This is a genomic window from Streptomyces sp. CB02366, assembly GCF_001905905.1.
Lineage (GTDB): Bacteria > Actinomycetota > Actinomycetes > Streptomycetales > Streptomycetaceae > Streptomyces.
In genome coordinates this window covers 47,217-69,355 of the sequence record NZ_LIVT01000010.1, presented here as the reverse complement: position 1 = coordinate 69,355, position 22,139 = coordinate 47,217, and the positions used below count along the sequence as shown (strand labels likewise).

Genomic DNA, 22,139 nt, shown 5'->3' with positions numbered 1-22,139 from the left:
GTGCCCGACCCGCGCCCGGAAGGATCGCTTCAGGCGAGCAGGTCGTCTACTTGTGCTTCCCCGTCACGGTACCTGCGGGCGATCTCCGCACCGCAATCGTCGGCGGTGCGCTGGAGTTCGTGACGGCGGCGGGAGACCTGCTGCTCGTAGCGGACGAGGCGGCCCATCGCCGTGCGCAGCTCCTCGTCCGTCCGGGCGTCCAGGTCGGACAGTTCGACCTCGGCCAGGGTCTCGGCGGCGAGCCGCCGGAACTCGTCGCCGCGCGGCGTCGTCAGGGTGACGTGCCGGGCGGAGGTGCGGTGCCGGGACGGGGCGTCGGTCAGGATCTCCGAGAGCCGCCTCACCACCGCCGCGTCCTCCACCGGGGTCCGCGGGTTCCGGCGGCGGGCCAGTTCGGCGCGCAGGATGTCGATCCGGCCCTGCACCAGCCGGCGTACGTAGCTGAGGTCGGCCTCGTCGCGCTGGGCGTCCCGGCGCAGCGTCCGCAGATCCGGCAGCCGCAGTCCGCCGAAGCCCGCGTCGCCGCCGGCCTGCCCGGGCACGGTGGCGGTTGCGGGCTTCGCGGGCGGCCGTACGGGAACCTGCCCCGGCACGCTGCGCTGTACGGGTGACCGCAGGGTGCTGGTGCTGGTACGGGCCCCCGGTACGGCACCGGGAGATTGTCCGGTTCCATAGGTACTCATGCTGTTCCGTCCCCTCGACCGGTGCGTCGGCACACCGACATCGTGCATCGTGCCACCCATCACCGTGCCTCTGCTGACGTCTTGTACCCGTTCAGCCCAAGATAGGTTGGTCTGTATGCGCGCAGTGGTACAGAGAGTGGATGGGGCGAGCGTCTCCGTGGGCGGTACGGCGGACGACCCGTCGGGACCCGGAATCGTGGGGGAGATCGTCGGCGAGGGCCTGTGTGTACTGGTCGGGGTGACCCATGACGACACCCCGGAGAAGGCGGCGCGGCTGGCGCACAAGCTCTGGTCGCTGCGCATCCTGGAGGGCGAGAAGTCCTGTTCGGATGTGAACGCCCCCCTTCTGGTGATTTCTCAGTTCACTCTCTACGGGGACGCCCGCAAGGGCCGCCGCCCCACCTGGAACGCGGCGGCGCCGGGCGAGGTCGCCGAGCCGCTGGTGGACGAGGTGGTGGCGCGGTTGCGGGCGCTGGGGGCGCGGGTGGAGACGGGCCGGTTCGGAGCGGACATGCGGGTCTCGCTCACGAACCACGGCCCGTTCACGGTGATCGTCGAGGTGTAGGGCGCGCCCGGACCGTCTACGGCTCGACGACCGTCTCCTGGGCGGCGGCCGTGTCCCCGGCGAGCAGTTCCGCGTCCACGGGGACGTTCCTCTTGACCAGGGCCAGGGCGATCGGGCCCAGCTCGTGGTGGCGCGCCGAGGTGGTCACGAAGCCGAGCTGGCGGCCCTCCTCGCCGTCCGCGGCCAGCCGCACCGGGGTGCCGTGGCCGGGCAGGTGCACCTCGCTGCCGTCCAGGTGCAGGAAGACGAGCCGCCGCGGCGGCTTCCCCAGGTTGTGGACGCGGGCGACGGTCTCCTGGCCCCGGTAGCAGCCCTTCTGGAGGTGGACGGCGGTGCCGATCCAGCCCAGCTCGTGCGGGATGGTGCGGTGGTCGGTCTCGAAGCCGACGCGCGGCCGGCGGCCCTCGACGCGCAGCGCCTCGTACGCCAGGATTCCGGCGGCGGGCCCGTGGGCGGCGGCGAACTCCTCCAGGCCGGCGCGGGGCAGGAACAGGTCCCGGCCCTCCGGGGTCTCCCGTACGGTCGTCCCGTCCGGGGCCTCCGCGATGGAGCCGGCCGGAAGGTGCACGAGGGCGATGTCCGCGGTGCGGTCGGCGACCTCGACCCGGTAGAAGAACTTCATCGACTCCAGGTAGGCGATCAGAGCCTCCTGGCTGTCCGGTTCGACGTGCATCCACACCGTCGTGCCGTCGTCCACCAGGTACATCGCGTGCTCGATGTGCCCGTTGGCGGAGAGGATCAGGGACTCGGTGGCCCGGTGCGGGGCGAGGTCGCTGACGTGCTGGGTGAGCAGCAGGTGCAGCCAGCTCAGCCGGTCCTCGCCGGTGACGGTGACGACGCCCCGGTGGGAGAGGTCGACGAAGCCGTTGCCGTCGGCGAGGGCGCGTTGCTCGCGGAACAGGTCGCCGTAGTGCGCGGCGACACCTTCGTCGCGGCCTTCGGCGGGGACGGCGCCGGGCAGGGACAGCAGGGGGCTCTTCATGCGCCCAGCCTACGACTTGGCGGGGGCGTCCTTCGCGGCCGTGTGCGGGGCCGTCTCCGCCGCCGTGCCGGGAGCGTTCCGCGCCGCCGTCCGGGCCGCCGCGCACTCCGCGCAGCGGCCGAAGATCGCGAAGTGCTTCATGTCGGTGTCGAAGCCGAAGTCGGCGCGCAGCTTCTCGGTGAAGTCGGCGACGACGGAGAGGTCGGCCTCGATGACCTCCTGGCAGTCCCGGCAGACCAGATGGATGTGGTGGTGCCGGTCGGCCAGGTGGTAGGTGGGCGCGCCGTGGCCGAGATGGGCGTGGCTGACCAGTCCGAGCTCCTCCAGCAGCTCCAGGGTCCGGTACACCGTGGAGATGTTCACGCCGGAGGCGGTCCTGCGCACCTCGCAGAGGATGTCGTCCGGGGTCGCGTGCTCCAGGGCGTCGACCGCCTCCAGGACGAGCTGCCGCTGGGGCGTCAGCCGGTAGCCGCGCCGGCGGAGGTCGGTCTTCCAGTCGGTGGTCACCACACGCCCAGTCTAGGGGCGTGTTGCGGAAGTGGCGCCGTCCGCCCGGAGGGCGGGCCCGGCGGCGTCCGGTGCGTGCGACCGCAAGGCGGAGGGCCGGGTCTACTTGAAGAAGGCGATGCCGTCGTCGGGCATGTCCTCGAGGTTCCGCGCCATCTCGGCGACCTCCTCGGGGGTGACGACCTTCTTCAGGTGCGCGGACATGTACGGGCGCAGCTCGACCTCGGGGGTGGCCTTCTCGCCGACCCACATGAGGTCGCTGTTGACGTACCCGTAGAGCCGCTTGCCACCGCTGTACGGGCCGGAGGCCGCCGTGCGGGCCACCGCGTCGGTGACCAGGTCGATCTGCGGCTTCTGGTCGGCCAGCTCGCCGTACCAGATCTCGATGACGCCCTGGTCGCGGGCCATGACGACCTCGACCTTGCGGTCCTTGTCGACGCGCCAGTAACCGGTCTCGGTCTCCAGCGGTCGGACCTGGTTGCCCTCGTCGTCCAGGACCCAGGTGTGGGAGGCGTACTCCAGGAAGTCCCGGCCGTCGTGGCTGAAGGTGACTTCCTGGCCGAAGTTGCACTTCTCGGCGCCGGGGAAGTCGGACACGCCCGCGCCCGCCCAGTTGCCGAGGAGGAAGGCCAGCGGGACGAGGTCCGGGTGGAGGTCTGACGGAATCTCGATCATGAGCTGCTCAGGCGATCTGTGAGGGTACGAGGGGGTGGGGGGCCGGGGCGGCGGAGGTCAGCGCTGGCCCTGGTACAGCTTCTTCACGGTGATGGCGGCGAAGGCGGTGACGCCCACGCAGACCAGGACCAGCAGGGCGGTGAAGAATGCCTCAAGCACAGGGGGCTCCTCGTGACGAGCGGGTGGCGGCGGTGACAGGGCCGGACCCCAGCCTAATGGGTGGGGGCCCGGCCTTCTCGTCCAGGTGGCGTCTCGGACCGGGGCCGCGGACCGCCCGGCGGCGGGGCTCCCCGGGGGAAGCGGCGGGGCGGGCCGCCCCCTCCGGGCGCCCGGGGAGCCCCGCCGCCGGGGGACGCCGCCGCGCGGCCGATTACAGTTCGGTCCATGGCGAAGAAGCTTGTGATCAAGGTGACTGCCGGGCCCGAGGCCGCCGAACGCTGCTCGCAGGCGTTCACGGTGGCGGCCGTGGGCGTCGCCAGCGGGGTCGAGGTCTCGCTCTGGCTGACCGGGGAGTCGTCGTGGTTCGCGCTGCCGGGCCGGGCCGCCGAGTTCGAGCTCCCGCACGCCGCCCCGCTGCCCGACCTGCTGGACTCGCTCCTGGCGGGCGGCCGGGTCACCCTGTGCACCCAGTGCGCGGCGCGGCGCGACATCACGGAGAAGGACGTGCTGGAGGGCGTACGCATCGCGGGGGCGCAGGTCTTCGTGCAGGAGGCCATGGCGGACGACGCCCAGGCGCTCGTCTACTGATCCGCCCCGGGCCGGCTTCCGCGCCCGTACGTCAGCGGCGCTTCTTGCCGTCCAGCTCGTCCCACCACTCGTCGGACGTCGGGTCCCCGGTGGGGTCGTCCCACCAACGGTCTTCCGGGCCGCGCCGGTTGGCCGCCACCGCGGCGACCGGGGGGATGACCATGGCGACCACGCACATGCCGACGGCGACGGGCATGGACCACAGGCGCACGACGGCCCAGGCGGACACGAAGAGGACGATGCATCCGCCCATGGTCAGGAGGTAGTTCCGCCTGCGCCGGGCGTACATGTCTCCAGGGTAGGACTCCGGCGCCGGAGGGGTCGAGCCCCGGGCGCCGCCCGGGGGAGGGTCCGGGCGGCGCGAAGGGCCGCACCCCGCGTCAGGTGGCGTCCAACCCCCTGGGGTGCGGCCCTTCGGCCGGTCCGGGCGCCGTCCGGGACGGCGCGTGCCGCGGCTCAGACGGCGATGGCGACCTCGGAGAGTCCGCCGGTCTGCGCGACGACCGTGCGGTCGGCGCTGCCGCCCGGCACCAGGGCGCGGAGCGTCCAGGTGCCCTCGGCGGCGTAGAACCGGAACTGACCGGTCGCGGAGGTGGGGACCTCGGCGGTGAACTCGCCGGTCGAGTCCAGGAGGCGCACGTAGCCGGTGACGGGCTCGCCGTCGCGGGTCACGCTGCCCTGGATGGTGGTCTCACCGGGCTTGATCGTCGAAGCGTCGGGGCCACCGGCCTGTGCTCCACACATGGTTCTGTCCTTCAGGTCGAAGCGGTGCTGGTCGGACGGGTCGCCGGGCGGGCCGTCCCGCCCGCCGGGGCGGGCCGGGCTACTTGGCGGGGCCGAGCTCGATCGGCACGCCGACGAGGGATCCGTACTCGGTCCAGGAGCCGTCGTAGTTCTTGACGTTCTCCTGGCCCAGCAGCTCGTGGAGCACGAACCAGGTGAGCGCGGACCGCTCGCCGATGCGGCAGTAGGCGATGGTGTCCTTCGACAGGTCGACCTGCTCGGCCTCGTACAGGGCCTTCAGCTCGTCGTCGGACTTGAAGGTGCCGTCGTCGTTGGCGTTCTTCGACCACGGGATGTTGCGGGCGCTCGGCACGTGGCCGGGGCGCTGCGACTGCTCCTGCGGGAGGTGGGCCGGGGCGAGCAGCTTGCCGCTGAACTCGTCGGGCGAGCGCACGTCGACCAGGTTCTGGTTGCCGATGGCCTTGACGACGTCGTCGCGGTAGGCGCGGATCGACTCGTCCTGCGGCTTGGCCTTGTACTGGGTGGCCGGGCGCGTGGGGACGGCGTCGGTCAGGTCGCGGGAGTCCAGCTCCCACTTCTTCCGTCCGCCGTCGAGGAGCTTGACGTTCTCGTGGCCGTACAGCTTGAAGTACCAGTAGGCGTAGGAGGCGAACCAGTTGTTGTTGCCGCCGTAGAGGACGACCAGCGTGTCGTTGCCGATGCCCTTCTCGCTGAGCAGCTTCTCGAAACCGGCCTGGTCGACGAAGTCCCGGCGGACCGGGTCCTGGAGGTCCTTCGTCCAGTCGATCCGGATCGCGTTCTTGATGTGGTTCTTCTCGTACGCCGAGGTGTCCTCGTCCACCTCGACGATGGCGACCTGCGGGTCGTCGAGGTGGGCCTCGACCCAGTCGGCGTCTACCAGGACGTCGCTGCGGCTCATGCTGTTCTCCTCCGGGGCAGTCTGCGGCGGGGTGGTGCGCGATGCGGAGTTGCGGGGTGCGGGTGTACGCGCGGGGGCACGGAACGCGGCGCGTACGGGGCACGGGGCCGGCCCGGGGGACGGTCGGGAGCGACGGTCGGAGGGCCGGGGAGAACGGGACGGCTGCGGCGGTGCGAGCGTCCCGCTCAGAACGTGCGACAGAGCATGGCGGCGACGCGGCACAGGTCTACTGCCCGCCGCTTCGTGAGATCCGCCTGTCGCTTCATGCGTCCGATCGTAGGGAGGTACGGGCGGAGATGTCACCGTCGTGTCGAATGATGAGACACGATCATCCGCGATACGAGACGGAGGCGGGGTACGGAAGGCTCCCGGCCGGTGCCGGACTCCGGGAGCCCTTCCCGCCATCTGCGGAGCGGACACCCGCGTCTCATCATCCGGATCGACGGCAGCCCTCGCGCTCCTCCGGGGCCGGCGCCGCGGAGGAAGGCGGCGCGAAAGCGGCTCGGCGCCGAGCCGGCGTCAGGCCGGCACCGGGTCAGCCGGTCAGCCGGTCAGCCGGTCAGCCGGTCAGCGAGACGTTCGAGCCGGCCAGCGAGATCTCCAGGCCCTTCCCGGTCACCTTGACCTCCCGGAGCTCCAGGCCCTCGGGCAGCCCGTCGACGTCGCCCTCGAAGTCGGTCTTCTTGCGGACCAGCTCCTCGACGCCGGGAATGCCCTGGCCCGGCACCTTGTCCGCGCGCACCTCGACCGTGTGGCCGTCGGCGCGGGTCACGGTGGACAGCACGCTGCGCGAGATCGGCCGGCCGAGGATCTCGACCGTCCCGGTGACCTTCGCCTTCCCCTGGCCGCCGTACTCCACGACGACACCGTCGCTCGCCGCCGCCGTCAGGTCCTCGTAGGTGACGAGTGCGGTGCCGGTGGCGCGGGCGGCCGTGGCGGTGCGGTAGCCGGAGCCGAGCTTCACGTCGTGAAGCCGGGCCCGGACCTCGCTGACCCGTACCGTGCGGCCCCCGGCGCTGGTCTTCAACCCCGTGAGGTCGAGGTCGACCCGGTCGAGCCGCGATGCGGCGAGCTGGGTGAGGAAGGGGAAGCCCTTGATCGAGATCTCCGTGGACGCCGCGCCGTCCGCGCTCATCGTGACCCGGTCCTCGGCCTCGGACTCGGCGAAGTAGACCGCCGCGCGGTCCACGGCGAGAAAGAGGCCGCCGAGCACCACCACCAGGACCAGCAGTATTCGCAGTGCGCGCATGTGTGTCGTCTCCCCACCCTGAGCCGTCGGTCCCCCGGCGACCGTGAAGCCTACTGCGGCTGGAGTGGACGCCCCGGGTGATCGACGCGCGACGGCCCCCCGGTGGTTCCCGAGGGGCCGTCGGCGGCCGTTCCCCCTCCCGCGGAGGTCAGAGGAGCATGCGGCCGAGCAGGTAGACGGCCGGGGCCGCCAGGGTCAGCGGCAGCGCGACGCCCGCCGTCATGTGCACGAACCGGGACGGGTAGTCGTAGCTCGCCACCCGCAGCCCGATGACCGCGCACCCGCCGGCCGCCAGGCCGAGCAGCGCGCCCTTCGCGCCGAAGTCGGTCAGCCCGCCCACCGCGAGGCCGGCGCCCGCGCCCGCGAGGAGGGCCGCCGCGACGGAGGCCGCGACGGGCAGCGGGAGCGCGCGGACGAGGACGGCGGCCGCGACGGCCGCCCCGCCGGCCACCACCGCGTCCGGGGCCGCCGCGAGGTGCCCCCCGGCGAGCACCGCGAGGGACGCGGAGACGACCGTCGCCATCAGGCCGTACATCCGCTCGTCGGCCCCCGCGTGGCTGCGGAGCTGGAGGACCACGGTGAGCAGCACCCAGACGCCCAGGGTGCCCAGCAGCGCGGCGGGGCCGTGCTCCCGGCCCGCCACGAGCAGGACGACGTCGGCGGCCAGCCCTCCGGCGAAGGCGAGCGCGATGCCCTGGCGCGCGGGCCACATGCCGTTGAGCCGGAACCATCCGGCGGCCGTCACCGCCTGGAGCAGCACCACGGGGACGAGCAGGGCGTACGTCCCGAGCGCCGCGCCCCCCGCGAGCAGCAGGCCGAGGACGGCGGTGATCGCGGCGGGTTGCATCCCCGGCGCGATGATCGGCGAGCGCCCCTCGGCGCGGGCCCGCTGGGCGTCGGTGAGCCGGGCGTTGCCCAGCGTCGTGGGCGCGCCGTACCCCGTGCCGTCGGCGGCCCCGGGCTGCGCGGCGGCGCCCTCGGGAGCGGGGGCGGACGCGACCGGCGGGACAGGGGCCACGGGCGCGGCGGGTGCGGCCGGCGCGACCGGGACCTCGGGCGGCAACGGCAGGGAGCCCGTGCCCACCGGCGCCGGGTACGGCTGCTGGTGGTACTGGGGCTCCTGGTACGGCGGGGGCTGCTGCCCCTGGTGGTGCGGGGGCTGCTGCCCCTGGTGGTAGTGCTGCTGTTCCGGGGACTGGTACGCCTGCGGCTCCTGGTGCGGAAGGTACTGCTGCCGCTCCTGCGGCTCCTCCTGGTAGGGCTGCTGGGGCCGGTACGCCTGCGGTTCCTGGTACTGGTGCTGGTGCTGCTCCTGGTACGGGAGGTGCGGCTCCGGCGTCGCCTGCGGGCCGGGCCGCGGCGGCGCGTACGGACCGGACTCCGGCATTCCGTACGGACCGGGCTGCGCCGTCCCGTACCCCTCAGCCCGCTCCGGTCCCCCGTGGTCCGGTCCCCCGGGCAGGCCGCCGTCGCGGCGGATCGTCGGCTGGTACTGGGTGTCCCAGGTCGGCGCCTGCCACGTCTGCGTCGCACCCTGGTCGAAGGCGTCCGGCTCCCCGTGGGCCACGGGCCCTCCGGCCGTCCCGTCCGGCCAGTGCTGCGGCGCGGGCCGCCGCTCGGCCCCGTACGGCTGCCGCTCGGGGTCGTACGGATACGGGTACTGCTGATCGTTGCTGCTCATGGCCTGCGGTTCACCCTCCTGCGAACGGCGGGAGCACCTCGACCGTGCCGCCCTCGGCAAGGCGTACGGTCTCATGCCCACGGGACCCCACGGGGTCCCCGTCGATGAGGAACGAGCACCGCCGGAGCACCTGGCTCAGCTCGCCGGGGTGCCGTGCGCGCACCGCGTCGAGCGCCTCGGCGAGGGTCGCCGCCGCGTACGGTTCCTCCGCGGTGCCCGCGGCTGCCTTGGCCGCAGCCCAGTAGCGGATCGTGCCCGCTGCCATGGCGCCACTCCTTCGGTCGGTTGATCGGACGCCTCGTGCGTCGGTTCTCCATGATGGGTCACGCGGGCGGCGCGGCCGTCGCCCATGCGGCGATGCGGGCCAGCAGGGCGTCGTCCGCCGCGTTCTCCGCGTGCCCCATCCCCCGCTCCAGCCACAGCTCCGCGCCGCCCGGGCCGGCCGCCTCCACCAGCATCCTCGGGTGGTCCACCGGGAAGTACGGATCCCGGTCGCCGTGGACGAGGAGCAGCGGGGCCGGGGCGATGCGCGGGACCGCGGCGACCGGGGAGAGCGGGACGGGATCCCAGTCCGCGGTGGCGATCCGGGTCCGGAATCCGTACCGCCCGACGAAGCGGCCCGAGGGGCGGGTGACCACCCAGTGCAGCCGGCGCATCGGGGCCGTCCCCCGGTAGTACCAACGGGCCGGGGCGCTGACGGAGACCACCGCGTCCGCACGCGCCCCCGCACCCGCACCGGCGTCCGTCCCGCCGCCCGGGTACGCCGCGCCGTACAGGGCGCCGTGCCGGAGCACCACCGAGCCGCCCATCGAGAACCCGACCGTCACCACCCGCCGGTGTCCCAGCTCCCGCGCCCAGGCCACCGCCGCCGCCAGGTCCAGCACCTCGCGGTCGCCCACCGTGGAGCGCCCGCCGGACCGTCCGTGGCCCCGGAAGGAGAACGCCACCACCGCCGCACGCCGGGCGAACACCCGTACGGCCCGGCGTACCGCGGGACGGTCGACGGCCCCGGTGAAGCCGTGGGCGACGACGATCGCGGTGGTCTCCGCCGGGGCCGGCGCGGGAGCCCCGGCCGTCTCCCCGCCCGGGCCCCCGTGAGGCGCCGTACACGGCTCGTACACCGCCTCGACCGGTACGCCGTCGTCCGTCAGCAACGTCACACGGCGCGGGGGCGGCGTGAGCAAGGGAACAGAAGAACGCCGGAATCGGCCCTCGGGCACGGAACTCATGTGGGTTATTCTGCTGCGAAGAGGATCCGGGCGATGCAGCCCCCGGATCCTTTTGTGCTTTACCGGCGGTGTTACGGCGGCGTTTCCACAAGCTCAGCGGTTCCGGGACGCGGAACCCCGCCGTGCCGCCGCAGGACGCTCGACGCAGGATGCCCGAAGCTGGACGCAGGACCCGTGACGCAGAACGCATGACGTACGAAGCAGTGCCGCATACTCCCCCGGGCCCGGCCCGGGAGTGCCCCTCTCGCAGGGAACGAGGAGGACCGACGTAATGGGCGAGCCAACCGTGCAACACGATCGACCGAACCGGGCAGGTGGGCGGCGATGAGTTCACTGCTGCTTCTGACGAACGCACTCCAGCCGTCGACGGAGGTGCTCCCCGCCCTCGGACTGCTGCTCCACAGCGTGCGGGTCGCCCCCGCCGAGGGCCCGGCCCTCGTGAACACCCCGGGCGCCGACGTGGTCCTCGTGGACGGGCGCCGCGACCTGCCCCAGGTCCGCTCGCTCTGCCAGCTGCTGCGGTCCACGGGTCCGGGCTCTCCGCTGATCCTCGTGGTCACCGAGGGCGGCCTCGCGGCCGTCACCGCGGAGTGGGGCGTCGACGACGTCCTGCTGGACACGGCGGGCCCGGCGGAGGTCGAGGCGCGGCTGCGGCTGGCGACGGGCCGCCGCCAGATCACCTCCGACGATTCCCCGATGGAGATCCGCAACGGCGATCTCTCCGTCGACGAGGCGACCTACAGCGCGAAACTCAAGGGCCGGGTCCTGGACCTGACCTTCAAGGAATTCGAACTGCTGAAATACCTCGCCCAGCACCCGGGCCGGGTGTTCACCCGCGCCCAGCTCCTCCAGGAGGTCTGGGGGTACGACTACTTCGGCGGTACGCGGACGGTCGACGTCCATGTACGGCGACTGCGCGCCAAGCTCGGCCCCGAGCACGAGTCGCTGATCGGCACCGTGCGCAACGTCGGCTACCGCTTCGTCACCCCGGAGAAGCCGGAGAAGTCCGAGCGCCTGGCGGAGGACGCCCGGGAGCGGGCGGCCGCGCGGCGGAAGCAGGCCGATCCCGTCACCCGTCCGGAGCAGTCCTCTCCGGCCACGGCCGCGGAAGAAGCCCCGGTGGAGACTGCCAAGAGATAGGTCCATCCGCGTAGACTGCGGCGCGTGGCCAAGGTGACGCGGGACGATGTGGCGAGACTGGCGGGGACGTCGACCGCGGTCGTCAGCTACGTCATCAACAACGGACCCCGGCCGGTCGCCCCGGCCACGCGCGAGCGGGTGCTCGCCGCGATCAAGCAGCTGGGGTACCGGCCCGACCGGGTCGCCCAGGCCATGGCCTCGCGCCGCACGGACCTCATAGGCATGATCGTGCCGGACGCCCGGCAGCCGTTCTTCGCGGAGATGGCGCACGCGGTCGAACAGGCCGCCGCCGAGCGGGGGAAAATGGTCCTCGTCGGCAACTCCGACTACCGCGACGAGCGCGAGGTCCACTATCTGCGGGCCTTCCTCGGCATGCGGGTCTCGGGGCTGATCCTGGTCAGCCAGGGCCCCAGCGAGCGTGCCGCCGCCGAGATCGAGGCGTGGGACGCCCGGGTCGTCCTGCTGCACGAGCGCCCCGAGGCGATCGACGACGTCGCCGTCGTCACCGACGACGTGGGCGGCGCCCAGCTCGCCACCCGGCACCTGCTGGAGCACGGCCATCCGTACGTGGCCTGCCTCGGCGGTACGGAGGAGACCCCGGCGGTCGGCGACCCGGTGGCCGACCACGTCGAGGGGTGGCGGCGGGCGATGCACGAGTCGGGCCGCTCCACGGAGGGCCGGCTCTTCCAGGCCCCGTACAACCGTTACGACGCCTACCAGGTGGCGCTCGGCCTGCTGTCCGGCCCGGACCGGCCCCCGGCGATCTTCTGCGCCACCGACGACCAGGCGTTCGGCGTCCTGCGGGCCGCCCGGGAGCTGCGGATCGACGTGCCGGGCGAGCTGGCGGTGGCGGGCTTCGACGACGTGAAGGAGGCGGGCCTCACCGACCCGCCGCTGACCACCGTCCACTCCGACCGCCCGGCGATGGCGCGGGCGGCGGTGGACCTGGTGCTGGACGACGCGCTGCGGGTCGCCGGGTCGCGGCGGGAGCGGCTGAAGCAGTTCCCCTCCGCGCTGGTGGTCCGGCGCTCCTGCGGCTGCGGGGAGCCCCCGGCCCCGGTGACCTGACCCGCCCGGCCCGGCGGGTCCGGCCCGGCTCGGCCCTCACCGCGGGCATACGCGGTTCTTCCGGGCTTCTCAGGACGTACTCAGACCCTTCTCATCTTCGCCGCGCAACCTGGTGGGCATGACGGAGAACCTTCGCCCGAACGGCGCGCACTCGACGGACCAGGCCCCGGCCCCGTACGCCTCCTCCTACGGGGCGGCGCACGAGGGCGCCGCGCACCCCGGCGCCGCGTACGCCGGTGCGGCCGGCGGGTACCCGCCTCCCCCCGCGTACGCTCCCGCCCACCGGCGCAGGGCCAAGCGGCCGGTGGCGCTGCTGGCGGCGGTGGCGATCGCCGCGGGCGTGATCGGCGGCGGCACCGCGACCCTCGTCGGCAACCTGGGCGGCCAGGACGCCGCCGCCACCGGCTCCGGCGGCGTGGTCAAGGGCACCACCGTCTCGCAGAGCAGCAAGGGCACCGTCGCGGGCGTCGCGGAAGCGGTCTCGCCCGCGATCGTGGAGATCGGCGCGGCCTCGTCGGCCGGCCGGTCCACCGGTTCGGGCGTGGTGATCACCGGGGACGGCGAGATCGTCACCAACAACCACGTCGTCTCGGGCGCGCGGCAGATCCAGGTCACCCTCTCGACCGGGAAGACCTACCCGGCCGACGTGGTCGGCACCGATCCCGACAAGGACCTCGCGCTCATCAAGCTGCGCGGCGCGAGCGGTCTGAAGACGGCCCCGCTCGGCGACTCCTCGCGGGTCGAGGTCGGTGACCAGGTCGTGGCGATCGGCTCGCCCGAGGGGCTGACCGGCACCGTCACCAGCGGCATCGTCTCCGCGCTCGACCGGGACGTCACGGTCGCCAAGGACGACTCCGGCGGCTCCGGCGCCCCCGGCCAGGACCAGGGCCGAAGCGGGCAGGGCGGCGGCGGTCAGTGGCCGTTCGAGTTCGGCGGGCAGCAGTTCAACGGCGACACCCGCGAGGAGACCACCACGTACAAGGCGCTCCAGACGGACGCCTCGCTCAACCCCGGCAACTCCGGCGGGGCCCTGATCAACATGGACGGTGAGATCATCGGGATCAACTCCGCGATGTACTCCCCCAGTTCGTCGGCGGGCGGCAGCGGCTCCGCAGCGGGCAGCGTGGGGCTCGGCTTCGCGATCCCGGTGAACACGCTCAAGGCCGATCTGGACGCCCTGCGCGCGGGCGACGGCGCCTGATCCCGCACGGGCGCCCGGCCGTGCAAGGCTGGTAGGGCCCCCGCAGACCGGGCCGAGACGAGAAGAGGACAGAGAGCGATGAGCCCCGCCGAAGACGGTCCCCACCGCATCCTGATCGTCGACGACGAGCCCGCCGTGCGCGAGGCGCTGCAGCGCAGCCTCGCCTTCGAGGGGTACGGGACGCGGGTCGCGGTCGACGGGTACGACGCCCTGGCGACGGCCGAGGCGTACGCCCCCGACCTCATCGTCCTGGACATCCAGATGCCCCGCATGGACGGCCTCACCGCCGCCCGCCGCATCCGGGCCACCGGTTCGACCACCCCCATCCTGATGCTCACCGCCCGCGACACCGTCGGGGACCGGGTCACCGGCCTTGACGCGGGGGCGGACGACTACCTGGTCAAGCCGTTCGAGCTGGACGAGCTGTTCGCCCGCATCCGGGCCCTGCTGCGCCGCAGCTCCTACGCGGCGTCGGCGGCGGGCGCGGACGCCCCGGACGAAGACGTGCTCTCCTTCGCCGACCTGCGGATGGACCTGGCGACCCGCGAGGTCACCCGGGGCGAGCGGCGGGTGGAGCTGACCCGCACCGAGTTCACCCTGCTGGAGATGTTCCTGTCGCACCCCCGCCAGGTGCTGACCCGGGAGCAGATCCTCAAGGCCGTGTGGGGCTTCGACTTCGAACCCAGCTCCAACTCCCTGGACGTGTACGTGATGTACCTGCGCCGCAAGACGGAGGCGGGCGGCGAGCCGCGCCTCGTCCACACCGTGCGCGGGGTGGGCTACGCGCTGCGTACGGACGGGAGCGGCGAGGCGTGAGCACGGCGCGGCCCCCCGCGGGCGGGCCCGGACCCGGCGTGAACCGTTTCGTCCGCCGCTTCCGGGCGCTGCCGCTGCGTTCCCGGCTGGCGCTGCTGGTGGCCACCGCGGTCGCGATGGCGGTCGCCGCGGTGGCGGTGGCGTGCTGGTTCGTGACCCGGGAGCAGTTGGAGGACCAGCTCGACGACTCGCTGCGCAACGCGAAGATGGACGACGCGGCGATGCGCGACCTGCTGACCTCGTGCCTGAGCGGCGGGCAGCTGCCCGCGCAGGAGTTCCCCGGCCAGTACACCGTGCAGATCGTCGCGGCGAACGGCGACTACTGCACGGCCCCGAACACCACGCCCGTCCCGGCCCGGCCGAGCGACGTCGCGGTGGCGGCGGGGCGGCGGGCCGACACCCTGCACACGACGGAGAACGCCGCCGGGAAGGAGATGCGGGTCCACACCCGCAAGCTGCCGCCGGTGGTCGACTCCGGCCGGGCCAACGACGAGCTCGCGGTCTCGGTGGCCCGCCCGCTCGGCGAGATCGACGCACCGCTGTCCACCCTCGCCTGGGTGCTGGTCCTCGTCGGGGGCATCGGCGTCATCGGCGCGGGCGCGGCCGGGCTGTGGGTGGCGCGGGCGGGGCTGCGGCCGGTGGACGAACTCACCGAGGCGGTCGAGCACGTGGCGCGCACCGAGGACCTGACCGTGCGCATCCCGGTGGACGGGGAGGACGAGATCGCCCGCCTCTCCCACTCCTTCAACTCGATGGCGGCCCGGCTCGCCTCCTCCCGCGACCGGCAGGCGCAGCTGATCGCGGACGCGGGCCACGAGCTGCGCACCCCGCTGACCTCGCTGCGGACGAACGTGGAGCTGCTGGCCCGCAGCGACGACACGGGCCGCCAGATCCCCGCGGAGGACCGCAAGGCGCTGATGGCCTCGGTGAAGGCCCAGATGACGGAGCTGGCCGCGCTGATCGGCGACCTCCAGGAGCTGGCCCGCCCGGACGCGGCGGAGCCGGGCCCGCTCCAGGTGGTGGCCCTGCACGAGGTCGCCCGCACCGCCCTGCGCCGCGCCCGGCTGCGCGGCCCGGAGCTGACGATCACGGAGGAGCTGGCCCCCTGGTACGTACGGGCGGAGCCGGCGGCCCTGGAGCGGGCGATCGTCAACGTCCTGGACAACGCGGTGAAGTTCAGCCCGCCGCGCGCCACGATCGACGTGGTGCTGCACCGGGGCGAGCTGACGGTACGGGACCGGGGGCCCGGCATCCCCGCCGAGGAGCTCCCCCACGTCTTCGAACGCTTCTGGCGCTCCCCCTCCGCCCGTCAGCTCCCCGGCTCGGGCCTGGGCCTGTCCATCGTGGCCCGCACGGTGCACCAGGCGGGCGGCACGATCGCCCTGCTCCCGGCCCCGGACGGCGGCCCGGGCACCACCGCGACGATCAGGCTGCCGGGGGCGCCGACCCCGCCGCCGGGGATGTGAGGCGGCGGGGCGGGGGCCCCTCAGAGGCGGCGGCGGAATTCGGCGGCGAACTGGGGGGCACCGCCCGCACTGATCCGGTCGAGCAGGCCGTGCAGGTCGCGGGGTTCGTTCCGGTAGTCGGCCACCTGCGTACGCAGGACCGTGACCATCTCCGCGGGGGCGAGGTCGAGCATGTCGAGAAGGAATTCATCGGGGTGCAGGACTTCGATCCCGTACGGATCGGACGACGCCGCAGGAAAGTCCTTGAGGTTCAGCGTGACGACGGCATGCGCGTGACCGCCGATCGCGGCCGCCAGAACGTGCCGGTCCTTGTGGTCGTTCGTCATGACGGATATGAGCGCCTCGTACCCCGTCACCGTGCTCTCCGGAAATGCTCCCGCCATGGCGGCGACGAGGTTCTTGGCCTTGAGGTCACCGATCCGCTCAGCGATGTTCCGGGTCAGCTCGTCAAGAATTCCGGCGGACCAGAGCGGCTCGTACAGCTCCGCCTCCGCCAAGCGGAGAAGGGTGTCCCTGAGGTAGTTCGGGTACAGGACACACGTGTCCAGGACGACGCGCTGCACATGGCTCCAGTTGGCTCGGGGGGGAACGGGACGGGCGGATCAGTCACCGTAGAGGCCGGACTCCTCGGTCAGTCTGACCAGGTCGTCCAGTCCTCGGCGGCGCTGCGTGCGCCGCTTCTCCTTGTAGTCGAGGACATCCGCGAGAAGGACCCTCCGGTGCCTCCCCGGCCTGTTGTACGGCAGGCCCCCCTCGTCGAGGATCTTGACGAAGGTCGGTCTGCTCACTCCGAGGAGGTCGGCCGCCTCTTGCGTGGTCAGCGTGGTGTTCACCGGTGCGACGGTCACCGCCTTCCCCTCCGACAGGGCACCCACCACCACCATGAGGGCCTCATAGACCTCTGAAGGCAAGCTGTGGGTGGACCCATCGGGACCTCGGAGCAGAGCAGGCTCGACAGCCGCCGGGGTTCGGTCGAGAAAGGACCTGAGCTCGGCGATCTCCTCACGGTGCTCGGGTAGGAGGGTGCGGTCTTCCGCAGTGCTGTGCATAGCTCGGTCTCCTTATGAGAGTGGACCAAGCATCGCACAATTCGAAAGAAACGCAAGCACAGGTGCGCAGCCGGTTGCCCGAGCCACCCACCCCCACCGGGTTGCACAGGACCACGGGCAGCCCGCCCCCGCTCACCCCGCCGGGTTGTGCCGGATCAGCGACTCCACCAGCCCGCCCCGCTGGTTCGGGTAGTCCAGCGGGACGATGCCCAGCCCCGTCCATCCGGTGGTCTCGGCGCGCTCCAGGAAGGAGTGCACCTGCGGGTTGAGCCGGTCGGCGTTCCAGCGCGGCGGCATCAGGGCGGCGGTGGAGACGTAGTTCATGTAGAACTTCCCCGGCTGGGCGGCCGCCTTGCGGAACTGGGCCTCGATCTTGGGGTACTTGGCGAACGGCTCCGCCATGTAGTCGTCCTGGATGTCGAAGAGGGCCGAGTCCCCGTAACGCACGCCGGGCAGGCCGCCGTTGTCGGCCAGCAGCACCACCTTGCCCCGGGCGCCGCCGAGTTCGGGGAGCGTGGAATCGAGGCGGAACAGCGACCGCCACCCCCGCCGGTCCAGGTAGTCGTCGAAGACCGCCCGGAACGCGGCGTCGCTCTCGGAGGAGTACTCCTGCTTGACCCGCATCAGCACGGTCTCGGTCGGGCGCGTGGCGAGGAAGTCCCGGCAGGCGACGAGGACATCGCCGAACATCAGGTTCTGGAACGCGGCCCCGTGGTGGATCGCGAACGAGCCGTCGATGAGCCGGCACCGTATGTCGAGGAAGCGGATACCGCTCTCCAGCTGCTGGGCGATCGTGGTGTTCTGACACTCCGACCAGGGTCCGCCGAACCGGGCCCCCGAGTCGTGCGTACCCGGGATCGTCAGCCGCTGGAGCGCGGTCCCATCGGGCAGGGCGGCCATCCAGTCCCACGTCCCCCGGGCCGCCCGCCGCCCTTCCCGCGTGGCGGCGACGGCGGGTGCCGCACCGATGACCGCGGTGGCGGACACGGCGAGGGCGCCGGCCAGGAAGCCTCTGCGGGAGGGCCGGGACAAGGGCTCGGGCGTGCGCGTGGGGCTGGACATACGGGTGCCTCCAAGGGCGGCGGGGGAGCCCGGCTCAGCCGGGTCGGGCGCCTCGATTCTGTCGCGTGCACGTCACACAGGAAAGGGTGCGCCCCTCCCCCGCCCCCCGCCCCCCGCCCGCCCCACCCGGGAGGGGCGCCCGGGTTAACGGAATGCGACGGAACAATATATTCACCGTGCCATTCTCCGGAATTACCGAAACCGCACAAAAGAATTGCCAGAGCGCGCGAAACCCCTTTAACCTGAGCCGACTCGACCGCTCGATTCGACCGGCCCCCGCCCGGCCGGAAGGGCGGAATTCGGTATGCGATCGAGCCGTTCGCACCCCCCACTGCCTTCCTCCGCCTCCTCTCCTCCGCGCGGGATACGGCACACCCATGTGAGGAAATCCTGTGCGACGCACGACATCCGCCCTCCTGGCCCTGAGCGCCCTGCTGACCGCCTCCGTGCTGGCCGCCCCGGCAGCCGGCGCCACCTCGCAGGACGACCGGCCCGCCGCCGCGCCCGCCGGATGGGAGAAGGTGGACGGGGCCGACCTGGCGAGAATCGCCGGCGGCGGCCCGAAGATCCCGGCCCCGGCCGCCCTGGACCGCGGCGTTTCCGCCCAGGCGGACGAGCCCGGCGCCTTCGCCCTCAAGTCGGTCCGCAACGGAAAGTTCACGGCCACCGAGAAGAACTACGCCGCACCCGACACCGGAATTCTGCGGGCCCGTTCCGCGTCCGTGACCGGCGGCTGGGAGGGTTACGCCCTCGAATGGCACGAGGCCACCCAGACCTATGCGCTGAAGGCCCTCGCGAACAACCGCTATGTCGCGGTCGAGGGGGCCTACCCCGGCAACACCCAGAACATCCTTCGCGCCCGCTCGGCCGGCGTGGGCACCTGGGAACGGTTCACCCTCTACCACAACGAGGACGTGGACCGCTGGGCACTCCAGTCCGCCCTGAACGGCCGCTTCGTCGCCATGGAGAACGGCTACACGGGGTCGCTCCAGTACGCGCTGCGCGCCCGCTCCCTCGAAGTCACCGGCTCCTGGGAGCAGTTCGAGCTTCACCAGATCGTCGGCTGACCCCACCGGGGCGAACGGGCCCGACCGTACGCCCCGCCCCCGGGCCCCCGCCTCCTCAGGCGGTGGCCCCCGCCAACACCGCGGCCCCCGGCCCGTCGAGGTCGTCGAGCGCCACCCGGCGGCCCGACACGGCCAGGAGCAGGGACAGGGCGGGGCCCGCCGCCTCCGGGCCCTCCCCGAGCGACAGGTCGGCGTCCGTCGCCGTCAACCGGACGGACGCCATCTGCTCCTTCGCCCCGCCGAACGCCGCCGGAGTACACACCTGGAGGCGCAACGCCCGGCCCACCGCCTCCTGCGGGTAGACCCGGTCCAGGCCCACGACCCGCCGGATGTCCTCGCCGTGGACGACCTCCTCGACCAGCCGGGTGTCGAGCGGGGCCGGCGGGGTCGACGTCCGCGACACCACCCGGCGCAGCCGCTCCAGCGTCTCCTCGGGCGAGGCCCCGCGCCATCGCTCCACCCCCCGCGCGTTCTGCAGGTCGAAGTCGAACCGCGCGCGGACGAGTCCGGCCAGGAACCCGAGGCGGGTCGTCAGGGCGGTGTCCACCAGATGGGCGGCCACCTCGTGCACCGTCCACCCCGTGCAGAGCGAGGGCGTGTCCCACCGCCCCGCCTCCAGCCGCGCGAGGTCGGCGACCAGCGCCGCACGCTCGGCGTGCACCATCCGCCAGGTCCCGCGCTTCGCGCCCCTCTTCACGGCTGCCTCCACTCGCACCGGTGACCACGTCCGCCGCACGAGACTCCGGGCCCCGCCGGAACTCATCGCACGGCCGCCCCCGGAGCACTCCGTTCCAGCTCACGAGGACGGGTCATAAAAGGTGATCTTGTCCCTCCGTGTCATAAATCGGTAACAGCGCGCAGACGGTACAACTCCTCCGCGTCACGACCTGTCCGACAAGGTGTGACCTACACCACTGCGGTGGGTGGGGAGCCGCGCGCCCGACCAGGCGTCGCGCCGTGACCGAAACGAGAAACCGGGGAACGACATGATCAACATCCGACGTGCTTCCGCCATCGGAGCCGCCGCCACCGCCGCCGCCTGCGCGGCGGCGGCCCTCGCACCGGCCGCCGTCGCGGCGGAGCCGACCGCCCATCGCTCCGGCACGGCGAGCAGGGCCGCCGCCGCGCAGTACAACGGGGCCTGCGGCAGTGGCTACTCCGTGGTGAACTCCGCCCAGATCGGCACCAAGGGCACGGTGTTCCTGACCTACAGCTCCGCCACCGGAAAGAACTGTGTGGTGACCGTCCGCAACGCCCCCGGCAAGGCCGTGCACATGACGGCCTCGCTCGGCTTCGCCTCGCCCACCACGACCGTCACGGACGCGGGGTACTACACCACGTACGCGGGACCGGTCTACCTCGACGCGCGCGGCCTGTGCGTGACGTGGCGCGGCGAGATCTCCGGCGAGGTGGCCGGCAAGAACGGCACCAACTGCGGCTCCCTGGCCGCGAAGCGGTGACGTAGCGGCACGGACCCACCGGGGCCGGACGCGTGGTGTGCGCACACCACGCGTCCGGCCCCCCGCGTACGCCGGCCCCTCCACGCCCGCCCCCACCCCGCTGGCCCGCACGCTGGACGGGCCGGGGCGGGAAGCGTTCCGCATGGTCTTCGTCACAGCGAAAACATGGAAATCGAGGGCAACTGCGCGCTTTGGCGACGTCTGTCCGCTCCACCCGACGCCGTCGCACCCCGGGGCCCGGAATATTCACCCGGCACCGCCACGGGTTCCCCATAGCATCGGCACAGGCAGCCCGCGTGATCCGTTCCGCCGTGGCAGCCGCCCCTCCGTACGCGCGTCCCGAAACCGGCGACCGCACCGTAAGGACCGACACACCGCCGACCACGACGCACCGCCCGGAAGCCGCACCGCCGGGACGAGGTACCACCCGGACGACGCACCGCCGGGACGACGCACCGCCGCTCCGCCTCCCTCGGAGCCGACGCAAGGAACCATGTGAAGATTCGCCGCGCACTCGCCACCGCCGTCGCACTCGCCGTGACCGCCCCCGCCGCGCTGCTCTCCGTCTCCCCCGCGTACGCCGACGCCAAGCCGGCGGCGCAGACGCAGGAGAAGAAGAGCAAGCCGACGATCAAGGAGCTGGAGGCGGCAGCCGCCGAGGCGAAGAAGGCGTACGAGAAGGCCGCCCAGGCGAAGGCCGACGCCGTCATCGAGCTGAGGAAGACGCTCGAAGAGCTCGAAAGCACGCACCCCCTCGCCGTGGCCGCCGCTGCCGCCCGGCAGGCCGCCAAGGACGCCGCCGCCGCGAAGACCACCGCCGACCAGGCCGTGACCGAGGCGAAGGCCGTCCTCGAAGCCCTGCCCGAGGACGCCACGGAGGAGCAGAAGACCGCCGCCGAGACCGCCGTCACCGAGGCCGAGGCGACCGCGGCCACGGCCGCCACCGCCAAGACCGCCGCCGACGCCAAGGCGGTCGAGGCCGGGACGGCGCTCGACGACGCACGGGTCGCGGCGGTCCGCGCCTACAGCGTGGTCGACAAGGCGGCGGACGACGCCCTCGCCGCGAAGATCGCGGCCGATGCCGCGCTGGCCGCGGCCATCAAGGAGGCGGAGGAGGACGGCGAGGCGTGCGAGCTCGTGGACGACCTCACCGCCGAGGTGACCGGCCTGCCGAACAAGCTCGTCGCCGGGACGACCACGAACTTCTCCGTCCGCGTGACCAACGGCTCCGACCGGCACATGGACGAGGTCATCGGGTACGCCGGGGTCCACGCGACCGACAAGAGCGGCGTCAAGGAGACCGGCGAGTTCTTCCGCCTCCAGTGGTCCACGAAGTCCTCCCCCAAGTGGAAGAACGTGGACGAGGACAACTACATCGACGGCGTCGGCGCGTTGAAGCCGGGCACGCACGCTGATGTGAAGCTGCGCCTCACCCTCGACAAGGCCACCCCGGCGGGGAACGGCGTCGCGTTCATCGCCGCCGACTTCTACAACGAGGACGGCTCCTGCGGCGGGACGCCCGCCGTGGACATGTACGAGTTCGACGTCAAGGCCGCCGGCAGCAAGCCCGGCAAGACGGAGGACGCCAAGCCGTCGAAGACCACGAAGCCCGGCACGGGCAACACCGGTACCGAGCCGCAGGGTTCGGCGTCGGGCACCCCGGCGAAGACCGGCACGAACGGCGCCCTCGCCGCCACGGGCTCGTCCTCCGCCACCACCTCGATCGCCCTCGCGGGCGGCGCTGCCGTGCTGCTCGGCGCGGCGGCGGTGTTCGTCGTCCGCCGCCGGAAGGCCGGTTCGGACGCCTGACGGTGACGCGGTGAACGGGA

26 protein-coding genes are annotated in these 22,139 nt (G+C 72.9%); 10 read left to right on the top strand and 16 right to left on the bottom strand.

The features are described 5' to 3' along the window. Positions 1-29: 29 nt before the first annotated feature. On the bottom strand, positions 30-683 hold the full coding sequence (locus AMK24_RS24685; RefSeq protein WP_242435239.1) for an RsiG family protein: 654 nt from the start codon (positions 681-683) through the stop codon (positions 30-32). 115 nt (positions 684-798) lie between these two features. On the opposite strand from AMK24_RS24685, the gene dtd reads away from it, so the two are divergent. Beyond that, a complete protein-coding gene (gene dtd, locus AMK24_RS24680; RefSeq protein ID WP_073771063.1) occupies positions 799-1,248 on the top strand; it encodes a D-aminoacyl-tRNA deacylase in 450 nt (149 codons plus the stop codon). Between the two features lie 16 nt (positions 1,249-1,264). On the opposite strand, the gene ygfZ is transcribed toward dtd, so the two are convergent. The 3 genes from ygfZ to AMK24_RS24665 all read right to left on the bottom strand — a co-directional run bounded on the left by ygfZ (position 1,265) and on the right by AMK24_RS24665 (position 3,412). Beyond that, positions 1,265-2,230: a CAF17-like 4Fe-4S cluster assembly/insertion protein YgfZ gene (gene ygfZ, locus AMK24_RS24675; protein WP_073771062.1), complete on the bottom strand. Its 966-nt coding sequence runs from the start codon at positions 2,228-2,230 to the stop codon at positions 1,265-1,267. 9 nt (positions 2,231-2,239) lie between these two features. Then, complete coding sequence (locus tag AMK24_RS24670) at positions 2,240-2,740, bottom strand: Fur family transcriptional regulator (RefSeq protein WP_073771061.1); 501 nt, start codon at positions 2,738-2,740, stop codon at positions 2,240-2,242. Between the two features lie 99 nt (positions 2,741-2,839). Further along, the gene (locus AMK24_RS24665; protein WP_073771060.1) at positions 2,840-3,412 is read right to left on the bottom strand and encodes an FABP family protein; all 573 of its coding nucleotides are present in this window, start codon (positions 3,410-3,412) and stop codon (positions 2,840-2,842) included. A gap of 384 nt (positions 3,413-3,796) precedes the next feature. On the opposite strand from AMK24_RS24665, the gene AMK24_RS24660 reads away from it, so the two are divergent. After that, positions 3,797-4,159 carry a DsrE family protein gene (locus AMK24_RS24660; RefSeq protein WP_030297192.1) on the top strand — a complete coding sequence of 121 codons (363 nt, stop codon included), beginning with the start codon at positions 3,797-3,799 and terminating at the stop codon, positions 4,157-4,159. Positions 4,160-4,190: 31 nt separating this feature from the next. On the opposite strand, the gene AMK24_RS24655 is transcribed toward AMK24_RS24660, so the two are convergent. The 8 genes from AMK24_RS24655 to AMK24_RS24625 all read right to left on the bottom strand — a co-directional run bounded on the left by AMK24_RS24655 (position 4,191) and on the right by AMK24_RS24625 (position 9,981). Next, complete coding sequence (locus tag AMK24_RS24655; protein WP_073771059.1) at positions 4,191-4,448, bottom strand: DUF3099 domain-containing protein; 258 nt, start codon at positions 4,446-4,448, stop codon at positions 4,191-4,193. A gap of 167 nt (positions 4,449-4,615) precedes the next feature. Then, a complete protein-coding gene (locus AMK24_RS24650; protein ID WP_003968135.1) occupies positions 4,616-4,903 on the bottom strand; it encodes a DUF1416 domain-containing protein in 288 nt (95 codons plus the stop codon). A 79-nt stretch (positions 4,904-4,982) separates the two neighbouring features. After that, a complete protein-coding gene (locus AMK24_RS24645; protein WP_073771058.1) occupies positions 4,983-5,822 on the bottom strand; it encodes a sulfurtransferase in 840 nt (279 codons plus the stop codon). A 185-nt stretch (positions 5,823-6,007) separates the two neighbouring features. Then, entirely contained in the window at positions 6,008-6,088 is an 81-nt protein-coding gene (locus AMK24_RS35475; protein WP_350310325.1) for a putative leader peptide, read from the bottom strand. 293 nt (positions 6,089-6,381) lie between these two features. Next, positions 6,382-7,071 (bottom strand): LmeA family phospholipid-binding protein, encoded by a 690-nt coding sequence (locus AMK24_RS24640; RefSeq protein WP_073771057.1) that lies wholly within the window; start codon positions 7,069-7,071, stop codon positions 6,382-6,384. Between the two features lie 148 nt (positions 7,072-7,219). Beyond that, the gene (locus AMK24_RS24635; protein WP_073771056.1) at positions 7,220-8,752 is read right to left on the bottom strand and encodes a hypothetical protein; all 1,533 of its coding nucleotides are present in this window, start codon (positions 8,750-8,752) and stop codon (positions 7,220-7,222) included. Between the two features lie 10 nt (positions 8,753-8,762). Further along, a complete protein-coding gene (locus tag AMK24_RS24630; RefSeq protein WP_073771055.1) occupies positions 8,763-9,017 on the bottom strand; it encodes a MoaD/ThiS family protein in 255 nt (84 codons plus the stop codon). A 58-nt stretch (positions 9,018-9,075) separates the two neighbouring features. Then, on the bottom strand, positions 9,076-9,981 hold the full coding sequence (locus tag AMK24_RS24625) for an alpha/beta hydrolase (RefSeq protein ID WP_079190628.1): 906 nt from the start codon (positions 9,979-9,981) through the stop codon (positions 9,076-9,078). Between the two features lie 324 nt (positions 9,982-10,305). Between AMK24_RS24625 and AMK24_RS24620 the strand changes: the two genes are divergently transcribed. The 5 genes from AMK24_RS24620 to AMK24_RS24600 all read left to right on the top strand — a co-directional run bounded on the left by AMK24_RS24620 (position 10,306) and on the right by AMK24_RS24600 (position 15,672). After that, positions 10,306-11,121 (top strand): response regulator transcription factor, encoded by an 816-nt coding sequence (locus AMK24_RS24620; RefSeq protein ID WP_073771053.1) that lies wholly within the window; start codon positions 10,306-10,308, stop codon positions 11,119-11,121. Positions 11,122-11,145: 24 nt separating this feature from the next. Next, on the top strand, positions 11,146-12,189 hold the full coding sequence (locus AMK24_RS24615) for a LacI family DNA-binding transcriptional regulator (protein ID WP_073771052.1): 1,044 nt from the start codon (positions 11,146-11,148) through the stop codon (positions 12,187-12,189). 118 nt (positions 12,190-12,307) lie between these two features. Further along, complete coding sequence (locus AMK24_RS24610; RefSeq protein ID WP_073771051.1) at positions 12,308-13,390, top strand: S1C family serine protease; 1,083 nt, start codon at positions 12,308-12,310, stop codon at positions 13,388-13,390. Between the two features lie 78 nt (positions 13,391-13,468). Further along, positions 13,469-14,206, top strand: a complete 738-nt coding sequence (locus AMK24_RS24605; protein ID WP_073771050.1) for a response regulator transcription factor — start codon at positions 13,469-13,471, stop codon at positions 14,204-14,206. After that, on the top strand, positions 14,203-15,672 hold the full coding sequence (locus tag AMK24_RS24600; protein ID WP_079190627.1) for a HAMP domain-containing sensor histidine kinase: 1,470 nt from the start codon (positions 14,203-14,205) through the stop codon (positions 15,670-15,672). The genes AMK24_RS24605 and AMK24_RS24600 overlap by 4 nt, the downstream gene beginning before the upstream one ends. Positions 15,673-15,692: 20 nt before the next feature. Here AMK24_RS24600 and AMK24_RS24595 read toward each other — a convergent pair whose 3' ends face one another. From AMK24_RS24595 to AMK24_RS24585, 3 genes are all read right to left on the bottom strand, one after another. After that, positions 15,693-16,235 (bottom strand): PIN domain-containing protein, encoded by a 543-nt coding sequence (locus AMK24_RS24595; RefSeq protein WP_073771049.1) that lies wholly within the window; start codon positions 16,233-16,235, stop codon positions 15,693-15,695. Positions 16,236-16,274: 39 nt separating this feature from the next. After that, entirely contained in the window at positions 16,275-16,721 is a 447-nt protein-coding gene (locus tag AMK24_RS24590; protein WP_073771048.1) for a helix-turn-helix domain-containing protein, read from the bottom strand. Positions 16,722-16,853: 132 nt separating this feature from the next. Beyond that, positions 16,854-17,783 carry a phosphatidylinositol-specific phospholipase C gene (locus tag AMK24_RS24585; RefSeq protein ID WP_073771047.1) on the bottom strand — a complete coding sequence of 310 codons (930 nt, stop codon included), beginning with the start codon at positions 17,781-17,783 and terminating at the stop codon, positions 16,854-16,856. Between the two features lie 392 nt (positions 17,784-18,175). On the opposite strand from AMK24_RS24585, the gene AMK24_RS24580 reads away from it, so the two are divergent. Then, positions 18,176-18,850: a fascin domain-containing protein gene (locus AMK24_RS24580; RefSeq protein ID WP_073771046.1), complete on the top strand. Its 675-nt coding sequence runs from the start codon at positions 18,176-18,178 to the stop codon at positions 18,848-18,850. Between the two features lie 55 nt (positions 18,851-18,905). Here the strand turns inward: AMK24_RS24580 and AMK24_RS24575 are convergent, their stop codons facing one another. Continuing rightward, positions 18,906-19,547 carry a maleylpyruvate isomerase family mycothiol-dependent enzyme gene (locus AMK24_RS24575; RefSeq protein WP_199876493.1) on the bottom strand — a complete coding sequence of 214 codons (642 nt, stop codon included), beginning with the start codon at positions 19,545-19,547 and terminating at the stop codon, positions 18,906-18,908. Positions 19,548-19,836: 289 nt separating this feature from the next. On the opposite strand from AMK24_RS24575, the gene AMK24_RS24570 reads away from it, so the two are divergent. Beyond that, complete coding sequence (locus tag AMK24_RS24570) at positions 19,837-20,310, top strand: spore-associated protein A (protein ID WP_073771045.1); 474 nt, start codon at positions 19,837-19,839, stop codon at positions 20,308-20,310. Between the two features lie 495 nt (positions 20,311-20,805). After that, positions 20,806-22,119 carry an LPXTG cell wall anchor domain-containing protein gene (locus AMK24_RS24565; protein ID WP_073771044.1) on the top strand — a complete coding sequence of 438 codons (1,314 nt, stop codon included), beginning with the start codon at positions 20,806-20,808 and terminating at the stop codon, positions 22,117-22,119. Positions 22,120-22,139: the final 20 nt, after the last annotated feature.